The organism is Pseudarthrobacter sp. 05T312 (genome assembly GCF_056396685.1).
In genome coordinates this window covers 794,628-813,083 of sequence record NZ_JBFTLY010000001.1, presented here as the reverse complement: position 1 = coordinate 813,083, position 18,456 = coordinate 794,628, and the positions used below count along the sequence as shown (strand labels likewise).

Sequence of the window (18,456 nt, the reverse complement as noted above, 5' to 3'; positions counted from 1 at the left end):
CGGAGTCGAAATACCAGACTCCGGCCGGGCAGTTCTGTTTAATGGACTGACAGCGCCTCCCCGAGCCACCGCACAGCGGCGGCGACGATGGCCGCGGCCACATCGAAGTAACCCGTACCGAAGTAAAGAGGAACGCGTGGAAGACAGGAAGCTGCGGATCGCAGCTGTAGGAGACGAACTGCTGGCCGGACTGGGCGATCCCCGGGCCCTTGGCTGGCTGGGCCGCGTCCTGGCCCGCACTCCCCAGGACGGCATGCTGCTGGAAAGCTACGCCCTCCCCTGCCCGCAGGAAGGTACTGAAGGTTTGGCTGCACGGTGGCTGGACGAGGCCGGGAGGCGCTTCAGCCCGCAGGCGGAGAACCGGCTGGTGATCGGCCTATCGGGGCGTGACATCGAGTTCGGCCTGTCCACTGCGAGGAGCCGCCTGAACCTGGCCAACATCCTGGACTCGGCTTCCCAGAACCGTATCGAGGTGTTCGTTGTGGGTCCTCCCCCAACGCTCGACCCCGCGCAGAACCGCCGGCTGGACGAACTGAACACGGCCTTCGCGGATGTGACCACGCGCCGCAAGCACCTCTACGTCGACACCTTCTCCCCCCTGCTCAACCACGAGCAGTGGCGCCAGGACCTGGCGGCAAACGGAGGCACGCCCGGGCAGGCAGGGTACGGCCTCATGGCCTGGCTGGTACTGCACCGCGGCTGGTTCCAGTGGCTGGGCATGGACGCCCCCCAGTAGCCCTTTCTGGACCTGTTTTTGACCCTTCCGCCCGGCGGCGCTACGTTGGAGGATCAACGCGATATGTCGCTTTTTGGAGGGGACCATGCCCGGAGGCAACTGGACCGTCACAGGCCCGCAGAGCATTGACGTCGACGCCGTGACATCGCTGAAGCTGGGCCTGGTCAGGGGCAGCTTCACCATCACCGAACACGACGACCCCTCGGTCCGGCTCCAGTTCTCCGAGGTCCATGGTGACCCCGTGGCGGTGTCCCTGAACGGTGGCCGGCTGGAAGTGCGGCACCAACTTCACGGCGCCCAGGGCTGGTTCAAGAACCTCATGGAGACGGTCAACCACAACAGCGACAATTCCGTGGCGGTCACGGTGGCAATTCCCCGTGGAGTGGAAGTGGAAGCCGGGACGGTGAGCGGCGGGGGCCTGGCGTCCGGCATTTCTGCCCTCGTCCGGCTCAACACCGTCTCCGGTGCGGTCACGGCGGAGAACACCTCGGGAGAGCTGCAGGTCAATACCGTCAGTGGCCAGGTGTCAGTCAGGAACCACCAGGGCGTCCTGACTGCCAAAAGCATCTCCGGCGAGGTCACCGCCTCCGGCCATTTCACGCACGTGCGCACCAATACCGTCAGCGGGCACCTGGAATTCAACCTGCTCGGTTACACCCAGGATTTCGGCTCCAATTCCGTGTCCGGAGACCTGGCCATAACCCTGCCTGCGGACGTTGGCGTTGACATCGTGGCGAAGTCCGCGGGCGGTGCGGTCATCCTGGACGGCAGCCAGTGCCTCCCCACCAACGGCAAGGTGGAAACCATTGCAGGCCCTGACATGCAGTTGATGCTCGTCCGGACCAATTCGCTGTCCGGCAAGACCACCATCATGCACGCTCCGGGCCCCGTTGGCACCGAGGGGGACGCGGAACGCTGAGGCCCCGCGGGCCGCACATCCTACCCGTGCCCCGGCAGGGTCGATGAAAGCGCTCGGGCGGCCCTGCCGCAGGTCATCCGATGTTTCCCGGTTCGCGGGGCGCCGGATCATGTGGGAGACTTGAGGGCAGCTCTTTTGAGTACAACATTAAGGAGGCCAGCTATGAGCAAGCGTGCACGCAAGCGTCGTGACCGTAAGCGTGGCGGCGCGAACCACGGGAAGCGCCCCAACACCTAGGCACATGCCAGGAACTACGGTTCAAGCGAAGGACCCCGCAAGCCAATCGGCTTCCGGGGTCCTTTGCTGTTTGCGGCCCTGGCGGGCAGGGGCGTCGGTACTACGCCTCGACGGGACGGATGGCGTGGATCCGGTCCAGGATTGCGTTCTTCAGGTTGTCCGGGGCGGACTCCTTGCAGGAACGCTTGACCATGTTGCGGATGACGCATTCGAGGTCGTACTGCTCCGTGCATTCAGGGCAGTCATCGAGATGGTTCTTGATTTCGGTAATATCCTCGCGGGTCAGTGCCCCGTCGAGGTACTCATAGATGCGTTGCATCCGGGTATCGTCGCAGTCGCCCAATCCCTGGCAGTCGCTCATTTCCTGTTCTCCTGTGTTTTGCTTCCTGCCGCATCCGACGCATCAGCGGCCGTTTTGAATCCTCGCTCGGCGGCGTACTCCGCGAGCATGTCCCGCAACATTCGCCGGCCGCGGTGGAGCCGGGACATCACAGTGCCGATGGGCGTATTCATGATGTCTGAGATTTCCTTGTAGGCGAAGCCCTCCACATCAGCGAAGTAGACCGCCAGCCGGAACTCTTCCGGGATGTCCTGGAGCGCCCGCTTGACGTCCGAATCCGGAAGGTGGTCCAGTGCTTCTGCCTCGGCCGAACGCAGTCCGCTCGACGTGTGCGACTCGGCCCGGGCCAATTGCCAGTCCTCGATGGTGTCCGAATTCGACTGCAGCGGCTCGCGCTGCCGCTTGCGGTACAGGTTGATGTACGTATTCGTCAGGATCCGGTAGAGCCACGCTTTGAGGTTCGTGCCCGGCTTGTATTGGTGGAAGGCCGAAAAAGCCTTGGTGTAGGCCTCCTGGACGAGGTCCTCCGCGTCGGACGGGTTACGCGCCATCCGCATCGCAGCGGAGTAGAGCTGGTCTACGTACTGCATGGCGTCACGCTCAAAGCGCAGGCGACGCTGTTCCACCGTCTCTGCGGAAACGTCCAGGGTGCTGTCCTCAGCATCCCCCGCCGGGGCCGGTGATTCGGCCGCTGCCTGGCCGGCGGGAAGCGGCGCTGCGCCTGCCCTGCCGTTCACTTCGCCGGGGGACGCCTCATACATGGCCGCGACGGCCGGATCCAGGGTACTCATTGCCTTCAAGTCTACTGTCAGGCGGGCCGCCGGGGGCATGCCGTACTCCGGCGGCTCGGCGGCAAGCTTGTCCACTTCCACCGGTCCCGCCTGCCTGGTTCCGTCCAACACCTTCCGCAAGGCCCAACTCCGCTCTGTATCGGGTGAATGATCGCCAGGGCCCGCCTCGCGGACCCAGTCGACATAACCGCCTCCCGCGGGCAAATATTCCCCAAAAGTGCAAGACTAGGACCGACTCCGCCGCTCGCCGCGGCTCGTCCATCCAGGAGGAAATCCATGTCCTTTGTCCGCACGCTCGCCAGGCCTATGCTCGCCTCCAGTTTTGTTCTTGCCGGACTGGACAAGCTCAAGAACTCCGATGACACCGCCCAGCAGCTCTCGCCGCTTCTGCGCAAGGCTGCAGCCTCGCTTCCCTTCCAGACGAGCGAGAAGACCCTGGCCCGCGTCATCGGCGGTACCCAGGTGGGCGCCGGTGTCCTGTTCGGCCTTGGCAAGTTTTCCCGGCTCTCCGCCGGCCTGCTCACCGTCGTCTCCCTCCTGAACACCTTTGTGGAATGGCGCAGCGCGGACATCAGCAGCAAGGAGGGGCGCGAAAACCGCAGGAACCAGCTGCTCAAGAACCTTTCCCTGAGCGGGGGTGCCCTGCTCGCCTCCGTGGATACGGCCGGCAAGCCCGGGCTGGCCTGGCGCGCCGAGCACCTTGCCGCCGACGCGCGACGGAACGCCTCGCACCTGGCCGCCGACGCCCGCAGGACCACCACCAAGAAGCTGAACAAGGCGGACAAGGCTGTACGCCGCGCCGTCGAAAACGCCGCGGGAGCCTAGGCACGAATGACCGCAGCAGCTGCCACCCGGGAATCCGGAACACCTGTCCAGTACTGGGCCGCGCCTTTTGCGTCCCGGCCCGTCAATGCAACCGTGACGGTCCCCGGATCGAAGTCCCTGACCAACAGGTACCTGGTCCTGGCCGCCCTCGCGGACGGACCATCGCGTCTTCGGGCGCCCCTGCACTCCAGGGACTCCGCGCTGATGATCGATGCGCTGAGGCAGCTCGGCGCCACCATCACCGAAGTGCCCGGCGACGGCGACTTTGGGCCTGACCTGGAGGTTGTTCCGATCCCGGCGTCAGCGGTTCCATCCACCCCCAGGATCGACTGCGGGCTGGCCGGCACCGTCATGCGGTTCGTCCCACCGCTTGCGGCGCTCCGCAGCGGCGCCAGCGTCTTCGACGGCGACCCGCACGCCCGGAAGCGTCCGATGGGGACCATCATCGAGGCCCTCAAAGCCTTGGGCGTCGCGGTTTCCGCCGAGGACGGGGCCACGCCGTCGTCCCTTCCATTCGTGGTGGAAGGGACCGGCGCAGTCCGGGGCGGTCACCTGGTGATTGATGCCAGCGCCTCCTCGCAGTTTGTCTCCGCCCTCCTGCTGGTGGGAGCAAGGTTCGACGACGGCCTGCACCTTGAGCACGTCGGGAAGCCGGTGCCAAGCCTGGACCACATCAACATGACGGTGGCCGTCCTCCGCGGCGCCGGCGTGTCCGTGGACGATTCGGTCCCCAACCACTGGGTGGTGGCGCCCGGACCCATCCGGGCCTTCGACCAAAGAATCGAACAGGACCTCTCCAACGCCGGGCCCTTCCTGGCAGCGGCCCTGGCCTCGCAGGGCACGGTCCGCATCCCCAACTGGCCCACGGAAACGCAGCAGGTGGGCGACCTCTGGCGCGGGATCCTCGCCCGGATGGGAGCCACGGTCACCCTTGAGGACGGAATCCTGACCGTCACCGGCGGCCCCGAAATCAAGGGCGGCGACTTTGCCGACACCAGCGAGTTGGCTCCTACGGTCGCGGCACTCTGCGCCCTTGCCACGGGGCCTTCCCGGCTCAGCGGGATCGCCCACCTTCGCGGGCATGAGACTGACCGGCTCGCGGCCCTGGTCGCGGAAATCAACCGGCTCGGCGGCGACGCCGAGGAAACCAGCGACGGCCTGGTCATCCGGCCCGCGCCGCTGCACGCCGGCGTCGTCCACAGCTACGCCGACCACCGCATGGCCACCGCCGGGGCAATCCTGGGTCTCTCGGTAAGCGGCGTCCAGGTGGAGGACATCGCCACTACCGCCAAGACCATGCCCGACTTCCCGCAGCTGTGGGCCGGCATGCTGGCCCAGTCCGCTCCCGGGGCACCGCGGCCGGAAGGGCGTGGCAGTGGCGCGGAGCACTGACTCCTGGGACGAATCCGACGTCCGGATCCGCCCCAGCAAGAAAGGTTCCCGCCCGCGCACCAAGGACCGGCCCAGCCACGACGACGCCGAGACCGGGCGGATCATTACGGTTGACCGTGGCCGGTACACGGCAGTGGTGGGCGAGGACTCGGACAACGAGCGCATCGTCATCGCAGCGCGTGCCCGCGAACTCCGCCGGTCACCGGTTGTCGCCGGTGACTTCGTCTCGCTTGTGGGCGACGTGTCCGGCGCGCCGGACACGCTTGCCCGCCTGGTGAAAATCCAGGACCGCCACACCCTCCTGCGCCGTAGCGCCGACGACACCGACCCCATCGAGCGGGCCGTGGTGGCCAACGCAGACCAGCTGGTAATCGTGGTGGCGGCCGCCAACCCGGAGCCCCGCACCGGGTTCATCGACCGCGCCCTCGTGGCAGCCTACGACGCCGGGATCGAACCGATCCTGCTGGTCACCAAGGCCGACGTCAAGGACCCGGCCGGGTTGCTGTCCAATTACACGCACTTGGAATTTCCGGTAATCATCAGCCGGACAGCGGACGCGCAGGCGTCCGGAATCGATGCACGGTCCGACGACGGCCTCTCCGCCCGGCTGGACAGCGCCGCGGTGGCAGCCCTTCGCGCCCACCTCGACGGCAAGGTCACCGTGATGCTCGGGCACTCCGGTGTGGGAAAGTCCACCATGGTGAACGCCCTGACCGGCGCCGAGCGGGCGACGGGCGGAGTGAATGCGGTCACGGGGCGTGGCCGCCACACGTCGTCGTCAGCCCTGGCCCTGCGCCTGGCTGACGCGCCGGCCGGCAGCTGGATCATCGACACCCCCGGTATCCGATCCTTCGGACTGGCGCACGTGGACCCGGACCGGATCCTGCGCTCATTCCCGGACCTCTCCCCCGGGATCGAAAACTGTGAACGCGGCTGCAAGCACACTGCAACGGCGGTGGACTGCGGGCTCGATGACTGGGTGGCGGGCGGCCACGCAGGTCCCACGGGCCCGGCACGCCTCGCATCGCTCCGGCGCCTGCTTGGGGCTGATCCGCGCATGGAAGCGCAGGAAACCAAGGAGCTTGGCAGCGTCAACTGACGCGTTCTCCCGGCAGATGCGTCCGCAGACGGTAGTTTGTAACCATGATCCAACCCGCTTCGAGCTACAACGATGACCTGCGCCTGGCCCATGTCCTGGCCGACTCCGTGGATGACCAGACCATGAGCCGCTTCAAGGCCCTTGACCTCCACGTTGAGACCAAGCCGGACCTGACGCCCGTCACCGACGCCGACAAGGCAGCCGAGGAAGCCATCCGGGGCCAGCTCTCCCGTTCCCGGCCCCGCGATGCCGTCCTCGGCGAGGAATTCGGCAGCACCGGGCACGGTTCGCGGCGCTGGATCATCGATCCCATCGACGGGACCAAGAATTTTGTCCGCGGGGTGCCGGTCTGGGCCACGCTGATCGCCCTGGTGGACGAAGGCGAACCCGTGGTGGGCGTGGTCAGCGCACCGGCCCTCGGCAAGCGCTGGTGGGCGGCAAAGGGCATGGGCGCGTACATGGGCAGGTCCCTGGCCGCTGCCACCCGCCTCCGCGTGTCCAACGTCTCGACCCTCTCCGACGCTTCCCTCTCCTACTCAAGCCTCAGCGGCTGGAAGGAACGCGGAAACCTCAACGAGTTCCTCGGGCTGACCGAGGACGTCTGGCGTACCCGGGCCTATGGCGACTTCTGGTCCTACTGCATGGTGGCAGAGGGCTCCGTGGACATCGCCTGCGAACCGGAGCTCAACCTCTACGACATGGCTGCGCTGGTGCCGATCGTGGTTGAGGCGGGCGGCCGGTTCACCTCCCTGGAAGGCGAAGACGGACCGTTCGGAGGGAACGCACTGGCCACCAACTCGATCCTGCACTCCGAGGTGCTGCACCGCCTCAACCCGTATCTGGACGATCTGCTGTAACTGCCACGGTTCTGCCCCTTAGGCGAATATTGCGACGCCGGACACCTCCAGACGGGGGTGTCCGGCGTCGTTTATTCGATATTGCGTAACAAAGCCCTTAACAATTGCCGCGGCTTCAATCCTGGCCGCCCCATGTCCTACGCTTTTATGCAGGTCACGAGTGCCAGCGCAAAACCCCGGTTTGCTGGCCGGCAACCCTCCATTCGCGGCGGGGTGCCCCGGGTGACGACCAGGCCGGTCCGGAGTGGATGCGGCAAGCGCGGATTCCCTATGCCGGAGTCCTGTATCCAAGTGAGGTCTCTGTGACAACTGCCACCGTCTCCCCCCAGCCCGCCATTGCCGGATCCGGCACTCCCGGCGATCGCCACGCCGCTGCCCGCCGTCCCCTCGCTGCCGTCACAGGCGCCGAAATCCAGGCACCGCTGATTTCCGGGGGCCACATCCGGTACGCGAACCTTGACTACGGCGCATCGGCTCCGGCGCTCTCCGTGGTCTCCGCCTACCTGAACGAGATCCTGCCCTACTACGCCAGTGTCCACCGCGGTGCCGGCTACGCGTCCCAAATCAGCACGTCCGTTTACGAGAACGCCCGCAGCATTGTCCGGGACTTCGTGGGCGGCCGGCAGGATGATTCGGTCATTTTCACCCGCAACACCACCGACTCACTGAACCTCCTGGCCGGCTGCCTGCCTGCCACCGGCGGCCGGCATGACGGCGAAGTCCTCTACCTGGACATCGAACACCATGCCAACCTCCTGCCATGGCAGGGCGTTCCGCACCGCAGCATCGTTGCCGCCGACACCATCACCGGCACCCTTGACGCCGTCCGGACCGAACTGGAGCAGGGCGGCGTCAGCCTGCTGGCCGTTACCGGCGCCTCCAACGTCACCGGCGAGATTCTTCCCATCCGCGCCCTGGCCGCGCTGGCCCACCAGCACGGCGCGCGGATCGTGGTGGACGCGGCCCAGCTCGCGCCGCACCGCCGGGTGGACATCAGCGCGGACGACGTCGACTACCTCGCCTTTTCCGGCCACAAGCTGTACGCGCCGTTCGGCGCGGGTGTCCTGGTGGGCCGTCCCGACTGGCTGGACAGCGGCGTCCCCCACCTCGCCGGCGGCGGCGCCGTCAAGGAAGCACGGCTCGACGGCGTCAGCTGGGCCACTGGCCCGGCCCGCCACGAGGGGGGCTCGCCGAACGTCCTCGGCGCCGCCACCCTGGCCCGCGCCACCCAGGTCATCGCCGAACTCGACCAGGACCGGTGGCACGCCCACGAATCCGCCATCCGTTCCTTCCTGGTGGAGGGCCTGCAGGACATCGACGGCGTCACCGTCCACCAGATCTTCAAGGACACCAACCCGGAAACGGACACCATCGGCGTGGTCAACTTCTCGGTGGAGGGCTACGACGCAGGACTGGTGGCCGCTTACCTTTCCGCAGAGCACGGGGTGGGCCTGCGCGACGGACGCTTCTGCGCCCATCCCCTGCTGAAGCGCCTGGGCCTGCCTTCCGGCTCCCTCCGGGCGAGTTTCGGCGTGGGCTCGCGGCTGGAGGATGCCGAACGCCTCCTTGCCGGTATCCGGGCTTTGCGCAGCAAGGGACTGGGATGGGACTACGTGGTGGATGCTGGCCGCTGGGTGCCCGCCAACGACTTCCGCACCTACCCGCACTGGGCACCCAATACCCCCGGGACGGCCGGCGCAGCCCCCTGCCTCGACGACTAGGCCGCGGGGCAGCGACTGCCTGCTGATGCCGGTCATGCGGTAAATTCGAAGGACATCCGCAGGCAGCACCAGAAGGAGGCCACGCGTGGTTCGGGGTGGCCCCAGGCTTGATCACGGCCGGCGCACGGAGCTCGGGCAGAGCTTCCAGGACGGCGGCCGCCACTACCAGCGCGTCCGGCCCGGCTATCCGGCCGAATCCGCGCGGTGGCTGGTACCGGCCGGAGCCCATGACGCCCTGGACGTCGGCGCAGGTACCGGAAAGTTCACCGCGCTGCTGCTGGCCATGGGACTGGACGTCACCGCCGTCGACCCTTCCGCGGACATGCTCGCCCAGCTGACGGCCCACTGCCCCGCCGCCACGGCTGCACCGGGGACGGCCGAGGCGACAGGCCTTCCCGACGCTGCCTTCGACGTCGTCACCGTTGCCCAGGCGTGGCACTGGTGCGATCCCCTAGCAGCGAGCACCGAGCTGGCGCGCGTCCTGCGCCCGCACGGAAGCCTGGGCCTGGTCTGGAACCAGCTGGACACCTCCGTCCCCTGGGTGCACCGGCTCTCCCGGATCATGCACGCCGGCGATGTCTACCGGCCCGGCCACAAGCCCGTCGTCGGGCCCGAATTCCACGGGCTCGAAGGTCACGTCACCCACTGGCAGGACAGGGTGACCACCGGTGACTTGATGGAGCTCACCAAATCGCGCAGCTACTACCTGCGGGCCGGTGAAGCGACGCGGGTGAAGGTTCTTGCCAACCTGGACTGGTACCTGCACGAACACCTGGCCCACGCTCCGGGGCAGGAACTCGACCTCCCCTACCTGACACTGGCCTGGCGCGCCACCAAGGCCTGACCCGGTCAACGCACCCTGCCCGACCAGCCAAACCGGTAGGCTTGGACCTGTGAAGACCAGCGCACCCTCCTCCTCGATCGAGGACTACGTCAAGGTCATCTATTCATTCACCGAATGGCAGGACAAGCCCATCACTTCCTCCCAGCTCGCACAGCGGCTGGGCGTGGCGAACTCCTCCGTGTCGGAGATGGTCCGCAAACTGAAGGACCAGGGGCTGGTGGACCACAAGCCCTACAGTGCCGTCACCCTGACCGAGTCCGGCCTGCGCCTGGCCCTGTCCATGGTCCGGCGCCACCGGCTCATCGAGACCTACCTCGTCCAGCGTCTTGGCTACAGCTGGGACGAGGTCCACGATGAAGCCGAACAGCTGGAGCACGCGGTCTCGGACACGTTCATCGAACGCGTCGCCGCCAAGCTCGGAAACCCGGAACGGGACCCGCACGGCGATCCCATTCCCACCGCGGACGGCCAGGTGCTGATGCCCAGCGCCCACCTGCTTGCCGGGCTGGATCAGGGGCACAGCGGCAAAATCACCCGCATCAGCGATGACAATCCGGAGCTCCTGCGGTATCTCGCTGCGCAGGACATCGATCTCGACGCCGAGGTCGAGGTTTTGGGACGGCGCCCGTTCGGTGGTGCATTGATGGTGCGCATCGCCGGTCCCGGCGGCACCCGCGACTTCGACCTTGCAGATGAGATCGCCTCCGCGTTGTGGCTCTCCACCGAAACACCGCACCCGGGCTGCATCCTGGGAAGCTAGGCCACCCCTCACCGTCGATTTGGCCGCCTCCCGTATCGTGGAAGGTGATGATCAGCAGACGCGACGCAGCAATAACCCTGGATGTTCCCCTTGAGATGGCGCAGCGCCATGGCCTGCCGAAGTGGATGTCCGAGGCCGAGCTCCGTAACCTCCTGGACAATCCCCCGCCCTGGCTGGTGCAGTCACGGGCCAACCGCACCGGCAAACGGCCTGTTTGGGTGCACCTGGAGTGCGCCGTGTGCGGGTACGAGGAGGCGGCCCGGCCCAAGAAGTGGTGGCCGGACTTCACCTACGTGGTGTGCGGGCACCACGCGCCGTCCGAGGTTCCCGCCGTGCGTCCGGGCTGCGTTCGCAGCGAGTACGACGGCGTGGGAACGCGTTTCGTAGGCATCGCTGACGTAAAAGCACCTCAGGTCAGCCCCTAGCCATCCGGACGTGCCCGCCCCTGGTGCCGGGGCCGGCGTCGAGCCTTAGCCAGCGCCGTTGGCCGTCATTTCCTCCGGGACAGCCGTCAGGTGGCGTTCCGTGCCATCACGCAGCACGGCCAGGTCGAGCGGCTGTCCGATGGCATCGGCGAACAGCAGGCGCTGCAGGCTTTCGGCGTTGCTGACCGGGCGGCCGCCGGCTGTGACGATGACGTCCCCTGCCGACAGGCCTGCCTTGTCTGCCGGCGAACCGGGCAGAACCTCAACGACGCGGAGACCTTCGCGCAGTCCGGTGCGGATCACGGCGCTGGATCCGAGCTGCATCGGGGTGCTCACCAGGCCCAGGTACGCGCGGCGCACCCTTCCGTCTGACAAAAGCGCCGAGATGATCCTGCGCGTGGTCGCGTTGATCGGTATTGCCAATCCCAGGCCGGCTCCGGCCACGGCCGTGTTGATGCCTACGATCCTGGCGTGGGTGTCCGCCAGGGCACCGCCGGAGTTTCCGGGGTTTAGTGCCGCGTCGGTCTGGATGACATCCTCGATGACCCGCCGGTTACCGCCCGACCAGACCGGAATGGCCCTGCCCAGCCCGCTGACCACGCCCGCGGTCACCGAGCCGGCCAGGCCCAGCGGGTTGCCCACGGCCACCACCAGCTGCCCGACGCGGAGGGACTCCGCCGCGCCGAACTCCGCGGGCCGGATCCGCGGCCGCGAACCGTGCACCACCGCAAGGTCGGACAAGGGGTCCGCGCCAACGAGTTCCAGCTCCATCCTGCTGCCGTCACCGAAGACCGCAAAGCCGTGCCGAGTGCCCGCCACCACGTGTGAATTGGTGAGCAGGTAACCGTCCTCCGTAAAGAGGACGGCGGAACCCGCGCCCACCCGGGCCCGGCCATTGCGGCGCTGCGCCGTCATCTCGATTGCTGCCACGTGGGGCGTCACGGCGGCTGCCACCCGCATCACTGTCTGTGAGTACGAGTCCAGCACATCGTCGTTGTCCGCTGGCATTGGTACCTGCGCCTGGTCCATGGCGCACCTCCGGCTTTGAGTGCCGCTTCCGGCTGTTCCGTGCCCTCTGGGGCCCTTACGGGAATCAACGGTGGGCGGCCTGTTTCCAGTCCCGTCCCGGCTACGCCTTGGGTGAACGCCCCATCCGTGCACACCCGCACTCCAGGCCCTAGGATCGGTAGCATGACTGATTCCGCTGGTGGGTCTCGAACAGAACTGCTGAATCCCGATGAATGCTGGCGGTACCTTCGGTCCTCATACATCGGCCGGCTGGCAGTCATCAATGGCGACGTTCCCGAGATCTTTCCGGTCAACTTTTCCGTTGCCGGAGAGTCGCTGGTGTTCCGTACCGCGCCCGGCACCAAGCTGCGGGCACTGCTCAGCGGAGCAGTCGCGGCACTCGAGGTGGACGGACTGAACCCTTACGCCACGGAAGTCTGGAGCGTGGTGGCCAAGGGCAGGCCGGAAGCATTCGATGAGACCCGGATGACGCTCCCGGACGCCGATGCCGACCGCGAGCCGTGGGAGCCCGGGATCAAGGACCACCTGGTGGCACTGACCCCCACGGACCTCACCGGACGCCGTTTCGCTGTCAGGTCCCGGACACGGTGGTGGCCGCCGGTGGACTTCTCCGCGGACTGGCTCTAGGCCAGGCGGAGTCCCCTCCCGTTTCCTGCCGGGCCTTTGTGCCCTTTTCCGATGCCGAAGAGTTGCCTACGCTGTGCCCTATGACTGACAAATCTAACGTACCCGTGCCGGAAATCCTCGATCCTGAAGAGTGCTGGGACCTCTTGGGCCAAACCGGGGTGGGACGGCTCGCCGTCATCGCCGACGGCCATCCCGATGTGTTTCCCGTCAACTTCAAGGTTGATGGTGACACGCTGGTTTTCCGCACCGGGGCCGGTACCAAGCAGCAGGCCATCCAGTCGGATGCCACGGTGGCCCTGGAAGCAGACGCCGTCAGCTCCCAGTTCGGGCTTGCCTGGAGCGTCGTCGTTAAGGGCAAGGCTGCCGAGACAACGCCCACCGGACCCGACCTGGATGACATCCGGCGCGCCTTGTTTCCCTGGCAGGGCGTGGGCCAGGAGCACTTCATCCGCATCACACCGGAGTCGGTGTCCGGCAGGCGCTTCACGATGAACGCCCCGCTGCTGTGGCAGGCACCGCTGGACGAGGCAACCCGGGCGGGGCTCGAGTAGGCCCTGAGCGGCCGGTGCAGGAGCCCAGGTTCCAGGCGGAGGATTCAGTGCGGTCATGGTGGGTAGGCGAGCCGGGCCCCATGTCCAGCCGCCCCTTGGTCCAGGGGATCCGTGCAGCTCCCAGGCCGGCGGCCCACGAGATACTGGTGGACGTGACCGTCTGCGGTGTGTGCCGCACCGACCTCCATCTCGCCGAAGGTGACCTCTCCCCGCGGCGCCCCCACGTGGTCCCGGGGCACGAAGCTGTCGGAACCGTCGTCGAAACCGGACCGGACTGTTCCCGTTTCACGGCAGGCGACAGGGTTGGCGTTGCCTGGCTGGGCGGAGTTTGTGGCAGCTGTGGCTACTGCCGCCGCGGCGACGAGAATCTGTGCACGTCACCGGTGTTCACGGGCTGGGACAGGGATGGAGGCTATGCCGAACAACTGGTTGTCGCGGAGGATTTCGCCTACCCGGTGCCGGCTGTCTTCACCGACGAACAGGCCGCGCCGCTGCTGTGCTCGGGAATCATCGGATACCGGGCCCTGAAGCGCGCGGCCCTGCCCGTTGGCGGCCGCCTGGGCATCTATGGTTTTGGCAGCTCCGCGCACATCACCGCCCAGCTTGCCGTCAAACAGGGTGCCTCCGTGTTCGTGATGACGCGGTCCGATGGCGCACGGGCGCTCGCACTGGAGCTGGGAGCTGTGTACGCAGGGGACGCCGACGATACGCCGCCGGTACCACTCGACTCCGCCATCCTCTTTGCCCCGGTGGGCAGCCTGGTCCCGGTCGCGCTGCGTGCGCTGGACCGTGGCGGGACTTTGGCCATTGCGGGGATCCACCTGAGCGAAATCCCGGCCCTGGATTACGGCAGGGAACTCTTCTACGAACGCCAGGTGCGCAGCGTGACCGCCAACACCAGGGCCGACGGGCGTGAATTCCTCAAGCTGGCAGCAAGGCTTTCCCTGGCCCTCACCACCACCGCCTACCCGTTCGAGGCCGCGGACAAGGCACTGGAAGACCTGGCCGCCGACCGGATCACTGGTTCGGCCGTCCTGCGGATCCGGCCGGAGGACGACAGTTAACCGAACAAGACCGCGGCCTCCTGGTACCGTGACTCCGGCACTACTTTCAGCGTCCCCAGCGCTTCATCCAGGCCAACGTTGACAATCTCGGTGCCGCGGAGCGACACCATGGTGCCCCACCTTCCTGCCGCTGCGGACTCGACGGCGGCAAGGCCCAGCCTGGTGGCGAGGACCCGGTCGAAGGCTGTGGGTTCACCACCGCGCTGGATGTGGCCCAGGACCGTGGCCCGGGTTTCGATGCCGGTCCTCAGCTGCAGTTCCCCCTCGAGCAGCAGACCGATGCCGCCCAGGCGTGGCCGCCCGAAGGTGTCGAGGCCGCGGGGAGCGTAGGGGGCAGGATGTCCCTCGGGCGCGAAGGCCTCCGCCACCACCACAAGGGGGGCCCTCCCACGGTCGCGGGCGGAGACTACCCACGAACAGACCTGGTCCAGTGAAACAGGATGCTCGGGGACCAGGATGGCGTGCGCGCCGGAGGCCATCCCCGCATGGAGCGCAATCCAGCCGGCATTGCGGCCCATGACTTCGGCGACCATGCACCGGTGGTGCGACTCCCCGGTGGTCCGCAGGCGGTCTATGGCCTCGGTGGCGGTCTGGACCGCCGAATCAAAACCGAATGTGTAATCCGTGGCGCCGAGATCGTTGTCGATGGTCTTTGGCACACCCACCACGTTGATGCCCTGCCCGCACAATTCCCGGGCTGCCGCGAGGGTCCCCTCTCCCCCGATGGCGATCAGGCCGTCAAGGCCGTTCCGGCGGAAGGAGGCACGGACGCCGTCGATCCCCTTCCCGACCAACGGGTTGGTCCTGGAGGTGCCCAGGATGGTGCCGCCGAGGCGGGAGATACCGCGGACGCTGGTTCGGGGCAAAGGTACGGCGTCCTGCTCCAGGACACCACGCCACCCGTCGCGGAACCCCAGGAATTCGTACCCGTGCGCCACGTCTCCGCCTAGCACGGCTCCCCGGATGACCGCATTGACGCCGGGGCAGTCTCCTCCGCTGGTGAGGATTCCCAGCCGCTTCATGATGCCGCCACCCCCGGACTCCGTTGGGGCAGGGGAAAGTACCGGGTCTGGCCGGGCGGAAGGACCACGTCCGTGCCGGAAACGCGCACCGTGATGGGACCGGCGTCACCGGACGCGGAGGCGATGCTCATGTGCCCGTCCTTGAGGTTGACCCGAAGACGGTGCCCACGGTACAGGACCTCGAAGGCAACGGCGCGAAGTCCCGTCGGCAGGTTGGGAGCGAACAGGATAGTGTCCCCGCTGAACCGCAACCCGGCGAAGCTGCGCTGCACCACGTCGATCGTGCCGCCCATGGCGCCCAAATGGATACCCGTGCGCGTGGTGCCGTGCTGCGTATCGTCGAGGTCGGCGTCGAGCGCTTCCCGGAAGCTGTCCCATGCCCGGTCCGCGTCCAGGCCCGCCAGGACAGATGCGTGCGCGACCCGGCTCAACGTGGAGCCGTGGGCCGTCCGGGCCAGGTAATACTCGATGGTCTGGTTGAGCTGCTCCTGGGAGAAGCCGTACTTCAGCCGCCGGAGTGCGGCGATCAGCCCCTCGTGTCCCAGGAGGTACGGGAGCATCAGGACATCCGCCTGCTTCGCCAGCTTATAGCGGTTGGTGGCGTCATCTTCGGCCTCAAGGATCAGGTCCAACCGTTCAATGTCGCCGTAGGTGTCCCGGTAATGTTCCCAGTCGAGTTCCTGCAACTCCCCGTAGCCGGCAAACTGGCTGATGACGCCGTCGCTGTGGAAAGGGACGTACATCGCGGTCCCCATGTGCGCCCACCCGGCTGCTTCGTCGTCGGAGACACCAAGGCGTTCCATCATTCCTGCACGCCCGCTGCCGTGCAGGAATGAGAGGATGCCTGCTGCCTGCGAGCAAACCCAGGCGGCCATGACGTTCGTGTAGGCGTTGTCGTCCAGGCCCGGTTTGTCGCGGTCCGGGTAGCCCGTGTGGTATTCATCCGGTCCCACCACGCCCCGCACGTGGTACCTGCCGCCCTTCTCGTCGTACTCAGCCAGGGAGCGGAAGAACCGCGCCACTTCGATCACCAGCTCAGCACCCTTCTGCAGGAGCCAGATCTTATCCCCGGTGGCCTGGAAGTACTGCCATGCGTTGAAGGCGACGGCCAGGCCGGAGTGGACCTGGAGGTGCGAATGGTCCTTCACCCACCTGCCGGACCGGTCGTTGAACAGCCATTTGGGGGTTTCCTCGGTCCCGTCGCTGCCGCTTTGCCAAGGGAACTCTGCCCCTGCCAGCCCCTTAGCTGATGCGGCCTGCCGGGCCGCGGGCAGCCTGCGCCACCGGTAGTCGAGTGCCGAGCGGGCAACATCCGGAGTCCGTGAGGTGAGCACCGGGAGGACAAACAGCTCATCCCAAAAGACGTGGCCGCGGTAGCCCTCGCCATGGAGTCCGCGTGCAGTCACGCCGGCATCCAATTCGGCCGTGTGGTGGGTCAACGTCTGCAGCAGATGGAAGATATGCAGGTTGAGGACCATGCGCACAGGCACCGGGGCGTCAATTTCCACCAGGAACGGACGGAGCTCGCGCCGCCAGGCTTCCTCGTGGGCGGCGAGCAGCGCATCGAAATCCCCGGCCGCGCGCTCGAGCACCGCACGGGCCCCAGTCTCGGGCGAGGAGATGGCGCGGTCGCGGGACGTCACCACCGCCACTGATTTAGTGATCCGCGCCGTTGTGCCGGCTTCGAGGGGGACCGCCAGCTTTTGGAAATGGAAGGCGCCGCTCACGCCTTCGGTAATTCCGTGGGCTGCCGGGGACACCTGCGTCCGGTAGGCCGCCGCGATGCGGATGAGGCTTTGGGTGGTTTCAACCTCGACGACGGAGGTTCCGTCAGGGGGCACGGCACGGTCCCGATCCTGCGGGGCCGTCTTGTCGGCCAAGTGGACGTCGGAGCCTTGGGCACGTTCAGGGAGGTTCGCGTTGCGGACTCCGGCGTCGATTCCGCTGCGGACCTCCACCAGGCCGCTCCAGCCCAATGCGGTGATCGCCGTCTGCAGGACCAGCAGGTGGGGCTCCGCCATGGATGCGAACCGGATCTGCACCACCTCCAGGCGCCGCCCGTCAGCGCCCTCCAGCAACAGCCTTCGCTCCAGCACCGCCCTTTTGAGGTCAAGGACCCTGCGCTCGCGCACGACGGACAGCCCGCCCGCAGACCACCATTCCTGCCCGGCCAGGCGCAGGTCGAGCGGAAGGCAGTTGGGCGCGTTGACCATATGTTCTTCCAACAGCATCTCGTCGGCGGACTTCGCCCTGACCCGGTTGTAGATACCGGCAAGGTACATGCCTGCGTAGCTGTACGGGCCGCCCTCGGGGGCCGCTCCACGGACGCCCAGGTACCCGTTGCCAAGCGTGGTCAAGGCTTCCCGGTGTCCCTCGTGCCAGGCGTCAAAACCCTCGAACACCAGGTGCCACGCATTGCCGATCACCTGGCCCAGGTCAAGCTCCCCCACGTCGTTGAGGACAGTGTCCGCACCCGCGGCCTCAAGCTGCCTGCGGTTCCCGGCCCGGTCTATTCCCACCACCAGCCCAAAACCGCCACGCCGGCCGGCCTCGACACCGGCGGCGGAATCCTCAATCACCACCGCGTGTGGCGGAGTGACGCCAAGCCTGGCTGCGGCAGCCAGGAAGACATCCGGGGCCGGCTTCCCCTGCAACCCCAGCCCGGCCGCCGTCGTCCCGTCCATGACGACGGTGAAGAGATCCTGGATGCCCGCTGTTTCCAGGACCAATGCCGCGTTCCGGCTTGAGGTAACCACGGCCATGGGCACCGCAGCCTCGGTGAGCCGGTGCAGCAGTTGCAGGGTTCCGGGGTAGCTTTGGACGCCGTCACGCCGGAGGTGTTCCAGGAACAGCTCATTTTTCCACCGGTCCAGGCCGAATCCGGTCCAGGCTCCAGCGTCATCTGTTTCCTCCCCCTTCTCCAGGGGCACTCCCCTGGCAGCCAGGAACCGCACCACTCCTTCCTCACGCGGCATGCCGTCGATATAGGTGAGGTAGTCGGCCCTGCTGAGCGGCGCTCGGTCCCCGCCCGGCGGAATCCTCGGGTCCTTCAGGATCCGGGCGAACGCGTCCTTCCACGCCGCCTGGTGGACCAGCGCCGTGTTGGTGACCACCCCGTCCAGATCGAAAATGACGGCGTCAAAGGGTGGCTTGGCAGCAGCAGCGGCGGTGGGCGACGCAATCATAGGTCAAGTGCTACCAGCAACCAGGCGTTCAG

At 67.0% G+C, this 18,456-nt stretch carries 19 protein-coding genes and 1 riboswitch; of the genes, 14 read left to right on the top strand and 5 right to left on the bottom strand.

Going from position 1 to position 18,456, the window contains the following annotated elements; genetic code table 11:
- Positions 1-136: 136 nt before the first annotated feature.
- From AC1DIP_RS04015 to AC1DIP_RS04005, 3 genes are all read left to right on the top strand, one after another.
- The gene (locus AC1DIP_RS04015) at positions 137-736 is read left to right on the top strand and encodes a GDSL-type esterase/lipase family protein (RefSeq protein WP_141160025.1); all 600 of its coding nucleotides are present in this window, start codon (positions 137-139) and stop codon (positions 734-736) included.
- An 85-nt stretch (positions 737-821) separates the two neighbouring features.
- Positions 822-1,655 (top strand): DUF4097 family beta strand repeat-containing protein, encoded by an 834-nt coding sequence (locus AC1DIP_RS04010; RefSeq protein ID WP_477732921.1) that lies wholly within the window; start codon positions 822-824, stop codon positions 1,653-1,655.
- Positions 1,656-1,817: 162 nt separating this feature from the next.
- A complete protein-coding gene (locus AC1DIP_RS04005; protein ID WP_369299106.1) occupies positions 1,818-1,892 on the top strand; it encodes a 50S ribosomal protein bL37 in 75 nt (24 codons plus the stop codon).
- A 100-nt stretch (positions 1,893-1,992) separates the two neighbouring features.
- On the opposite strand, the gene rsrA is transcribed toward AC1DIP_RS04005, so the two are convergent.
- Positions 1,993-2,253 carry a mycothiol system anti-sigma-R factor gene (rsrA, locus tag AC1DIP_RS04000; protein ID WP_141160023.1) on the bottom strand — a complete coding sequence of 87 codons (261 nt, stop codon included), beginning with the start codon at positions 2,251-2,253 and terminating at the stop codon, positions 1,993-1,995.
- On the bottom strand, positions 2,250-3,062 hold the full coding sequence (locus tag AC1DIP_RS03995) for a sigma-70 family RNA polymerase sigma factor (RefSeq protein ID WP_476211907.1): 813 nt from the start codon (positions 3,060-3,062) through the stop codon (positions 2,250-2,252). The genes rsrA and AC1DIP_RS03995 overlap by 4 nt, the downstream gene beginning before the upstream one ends.
- A gap of 237 nt (positions 3,063-3,299) precedes the next feature.
- On the opposite strand from AC1DIP_RS03995, the gene AC1DIP_RS03990 reads away from it, so the two are divergent.
- The 8 genes from AC1DIP_RS03990 to AC1DIP_RS03955 all read left to right on the top strand — a co-directional run bounded on the left by AC1DIP_RS03990 (position 3,300) and on the right by AC1DIP_RS03955 (position 10,946).
- Positions 3,300-3,848, top strand: a complete 549-nt coding sequence (locus AC1DIP_RS03990; RefSeq protein ID WP_476211684.1) for a DoxX family membrane protein — start codon at positions 3,300-3,302, stop codon at positions 3,846-3,848.
- A 6-nt stretch (positions 3,849-3,854) separates the two neighbouring features.
- Positions 3,855-5,240, top strand: coding sequence for a 3-phosphoshikimate 1-carboxyvinyltransferase (gene aroA, locus AC1DIP_RS03985; protein WP_477732920.1), 1,386 nt, complete (start codon positions 3,855-3,857; stop codon positions 5,238-5,240).
- On the top strand, positions 5,224-6,339 hold the full coding sequence (gene rsgA / locus AC1DIP_RS03980) for a ribosome small subunit-dependent GTPase A (RefSeq protein WP_477732919.1): 1,116 nt from the start codon (positions 5,224-5,226) through the stop codon (positions 6,337-6,339). Before aroA ends, rsgA begins: the two co-directional genes overlap by 17 nt.
- A 44-nt stretch (positions 6,340-6,383) precedes the next feature.
- Positions 6,384-7,196 carry a histidinol-phosphatase gene (gene hisN, locus AC1DIP_RS03975; protein ID WP_476211687.1) on the top strand — a complete coding sequence of 271 codons (813 nt, stop codon included), beginning with the start codon at positions 6,384-6,386 and terminating at the stop codon, positions 7,194-7,196.
- 152 nt (positions 7,197-7,348) lie between these two features.
- A riboswitch (SAM riboswitch) is annotated at positions 7,349-7,462 on the top strand.
- Between the two features lie 36 nt (positions 7,463-7,498).
- Positions 7,499-8,917, top strand: coding sequence for an aminotransferase class V-fold PLP-dependent enzyme (locus tag AC1DIP_RS03970; protein ID WP_477732918.1), 1,419 nt, complete (start codon positions 7,499-7,501; stop codon positions 8,915-8,917).
- An 85-nt stretch (positions 8,918-9,002) separates the two neighbouring features.
- Positions 9,003-9,761 (top strand): class I SAM-dependent methyltransferase, encoded by a 759-nt coding sequence (locus tag AC1DIP_RS03965; RefSeq protein ID WP_477732917.1) that lies wholly within the window; start codon positions 9,003-9,005, stop codon positions 9,759-9,761.
- A 49-nt stretch (positions 9,762-9,810) separates the two neighbouring features.
- A complete protein-coding gene (locus tag AC1DIP_RS03960) occupies positions 9,811-10,521 on the top strand; it encodes a metal-dependent transcriptional regulator (protein ID WP_477732916.1) in 711 nt (236 codons plus the stop codon).
- Between the two features lie 47 nt (positions 10,522-10,568).
- On the top strand, positions 10,569-10,946 hold the full coding sequence (locus AC1DIP_RS03955) for a hypothetical protein (RefSeq protein ID WP_477732915.1): 378 nt from the start codon (positions 10,569-10,571) through the stop codon (positions 10,944-10,946).
- Positions 10,947-10,991: 45 nt separating this feature from the next.
- On the opposite strand, the gene AC1DIP_RS03950 is transcribed toward AC1DIP_RS03955, so the two are convergent.
- Entirely contained in the window at positions 10,992-11,975 is a 984-nt protein-coding gene (locus AC1DIP_RS03950) for a trypsin-like peptidase domain-containing protein (protein WP_476211692.1), read from the bottom strand.
- A 162-nt stretch (positions 11,976-12,137) separates the two neighbouring features.
- On the opposite strand from AC1DIP_RS03950, the gene AC1DIP_RS03945 reads away from it, so the two are divergent.
- The 3 genes from AC1DIP_RS03945 to AC1DIP_RS03935 all read left to right on the top strand — a co-directional run bounded on the left by AC1DIP_RS03945 (position 12,138) and on the right by AC1DIP_RS03935 (position 14,217).
- Positions 12,138-12,602 (top strand): pyridoxamine 5'-phosphate oxidase family protein, encoded by a 465-nt coding sequence (locus tag AC1DIP_RS03945; protein WP_476211693.1) that lies wholly within the window; start codon positions 12,138-12,140, stop codon positions 12,600-12,602.
- A gap of 80 nt (positions 12,603-12,682) precedes the next feature.
- Positions 12,683-13,153, top strand: coding sequence for a pyridoxamine 5'-phosphate oxidase family protein (locus AC1DIP_RS03940; RefSeq protein ID WP_477732914.1), 471 nt, complete (start codon positions 12,683-12,685; stop codon positions 13,151-13,153).
- Positions 13,154-13,167: 14 nt separating this feature from the next.
- Positions 13,168-14,217 carry a zinc-dependent alcohol dehydrogenase family protein gene (locus tag AC1DIP_RS03935; RefSeq protein WP_477732913.1) on the top strand — a complete coding sequence of 350 codons (1,050 nt, stop codon included), beginning with the start codon at positions 13,168-13,170 and terminating at the stop codon, positions 14,215-14,217.
- Here AC1DIP_RS03935 and AC1DIP_RS03930 read toward each other — a convergent pair.
- Positions 14,214-15,239 (bottom strand): ATP-dependent 6-phosphofructokinase, encoded by a 1,026-nt coding sequence (locus tag AC1DIP_RS03930; protein ID WP_476211695.1) that lies wholly within the window; start codon positions 15,237-15,239, stop codon positions 14,214-14,216. The genes AC1DIP_RS03935 and AC1DIP_RS03930 overlap by 4 nt on opposite strands.
- Positions 15,236-18,424: an HAD-IA family hydrolase gene (locus AC1DIP_RS03925; protein ID WP_477732912.1), complete on the bottom strand. Its 3,189-nt coding sequence runs from the start codon at positions 18,422-18,424 to the stop codon at positions 15,236-15,238. Before AC1DIP_RS03925 ends, AC1DIP_RS03930 begins: the two co-directional genes overlap by 4 nt.
- Positions 18,425-18,456: the final 32 nt, after the last annotated feature.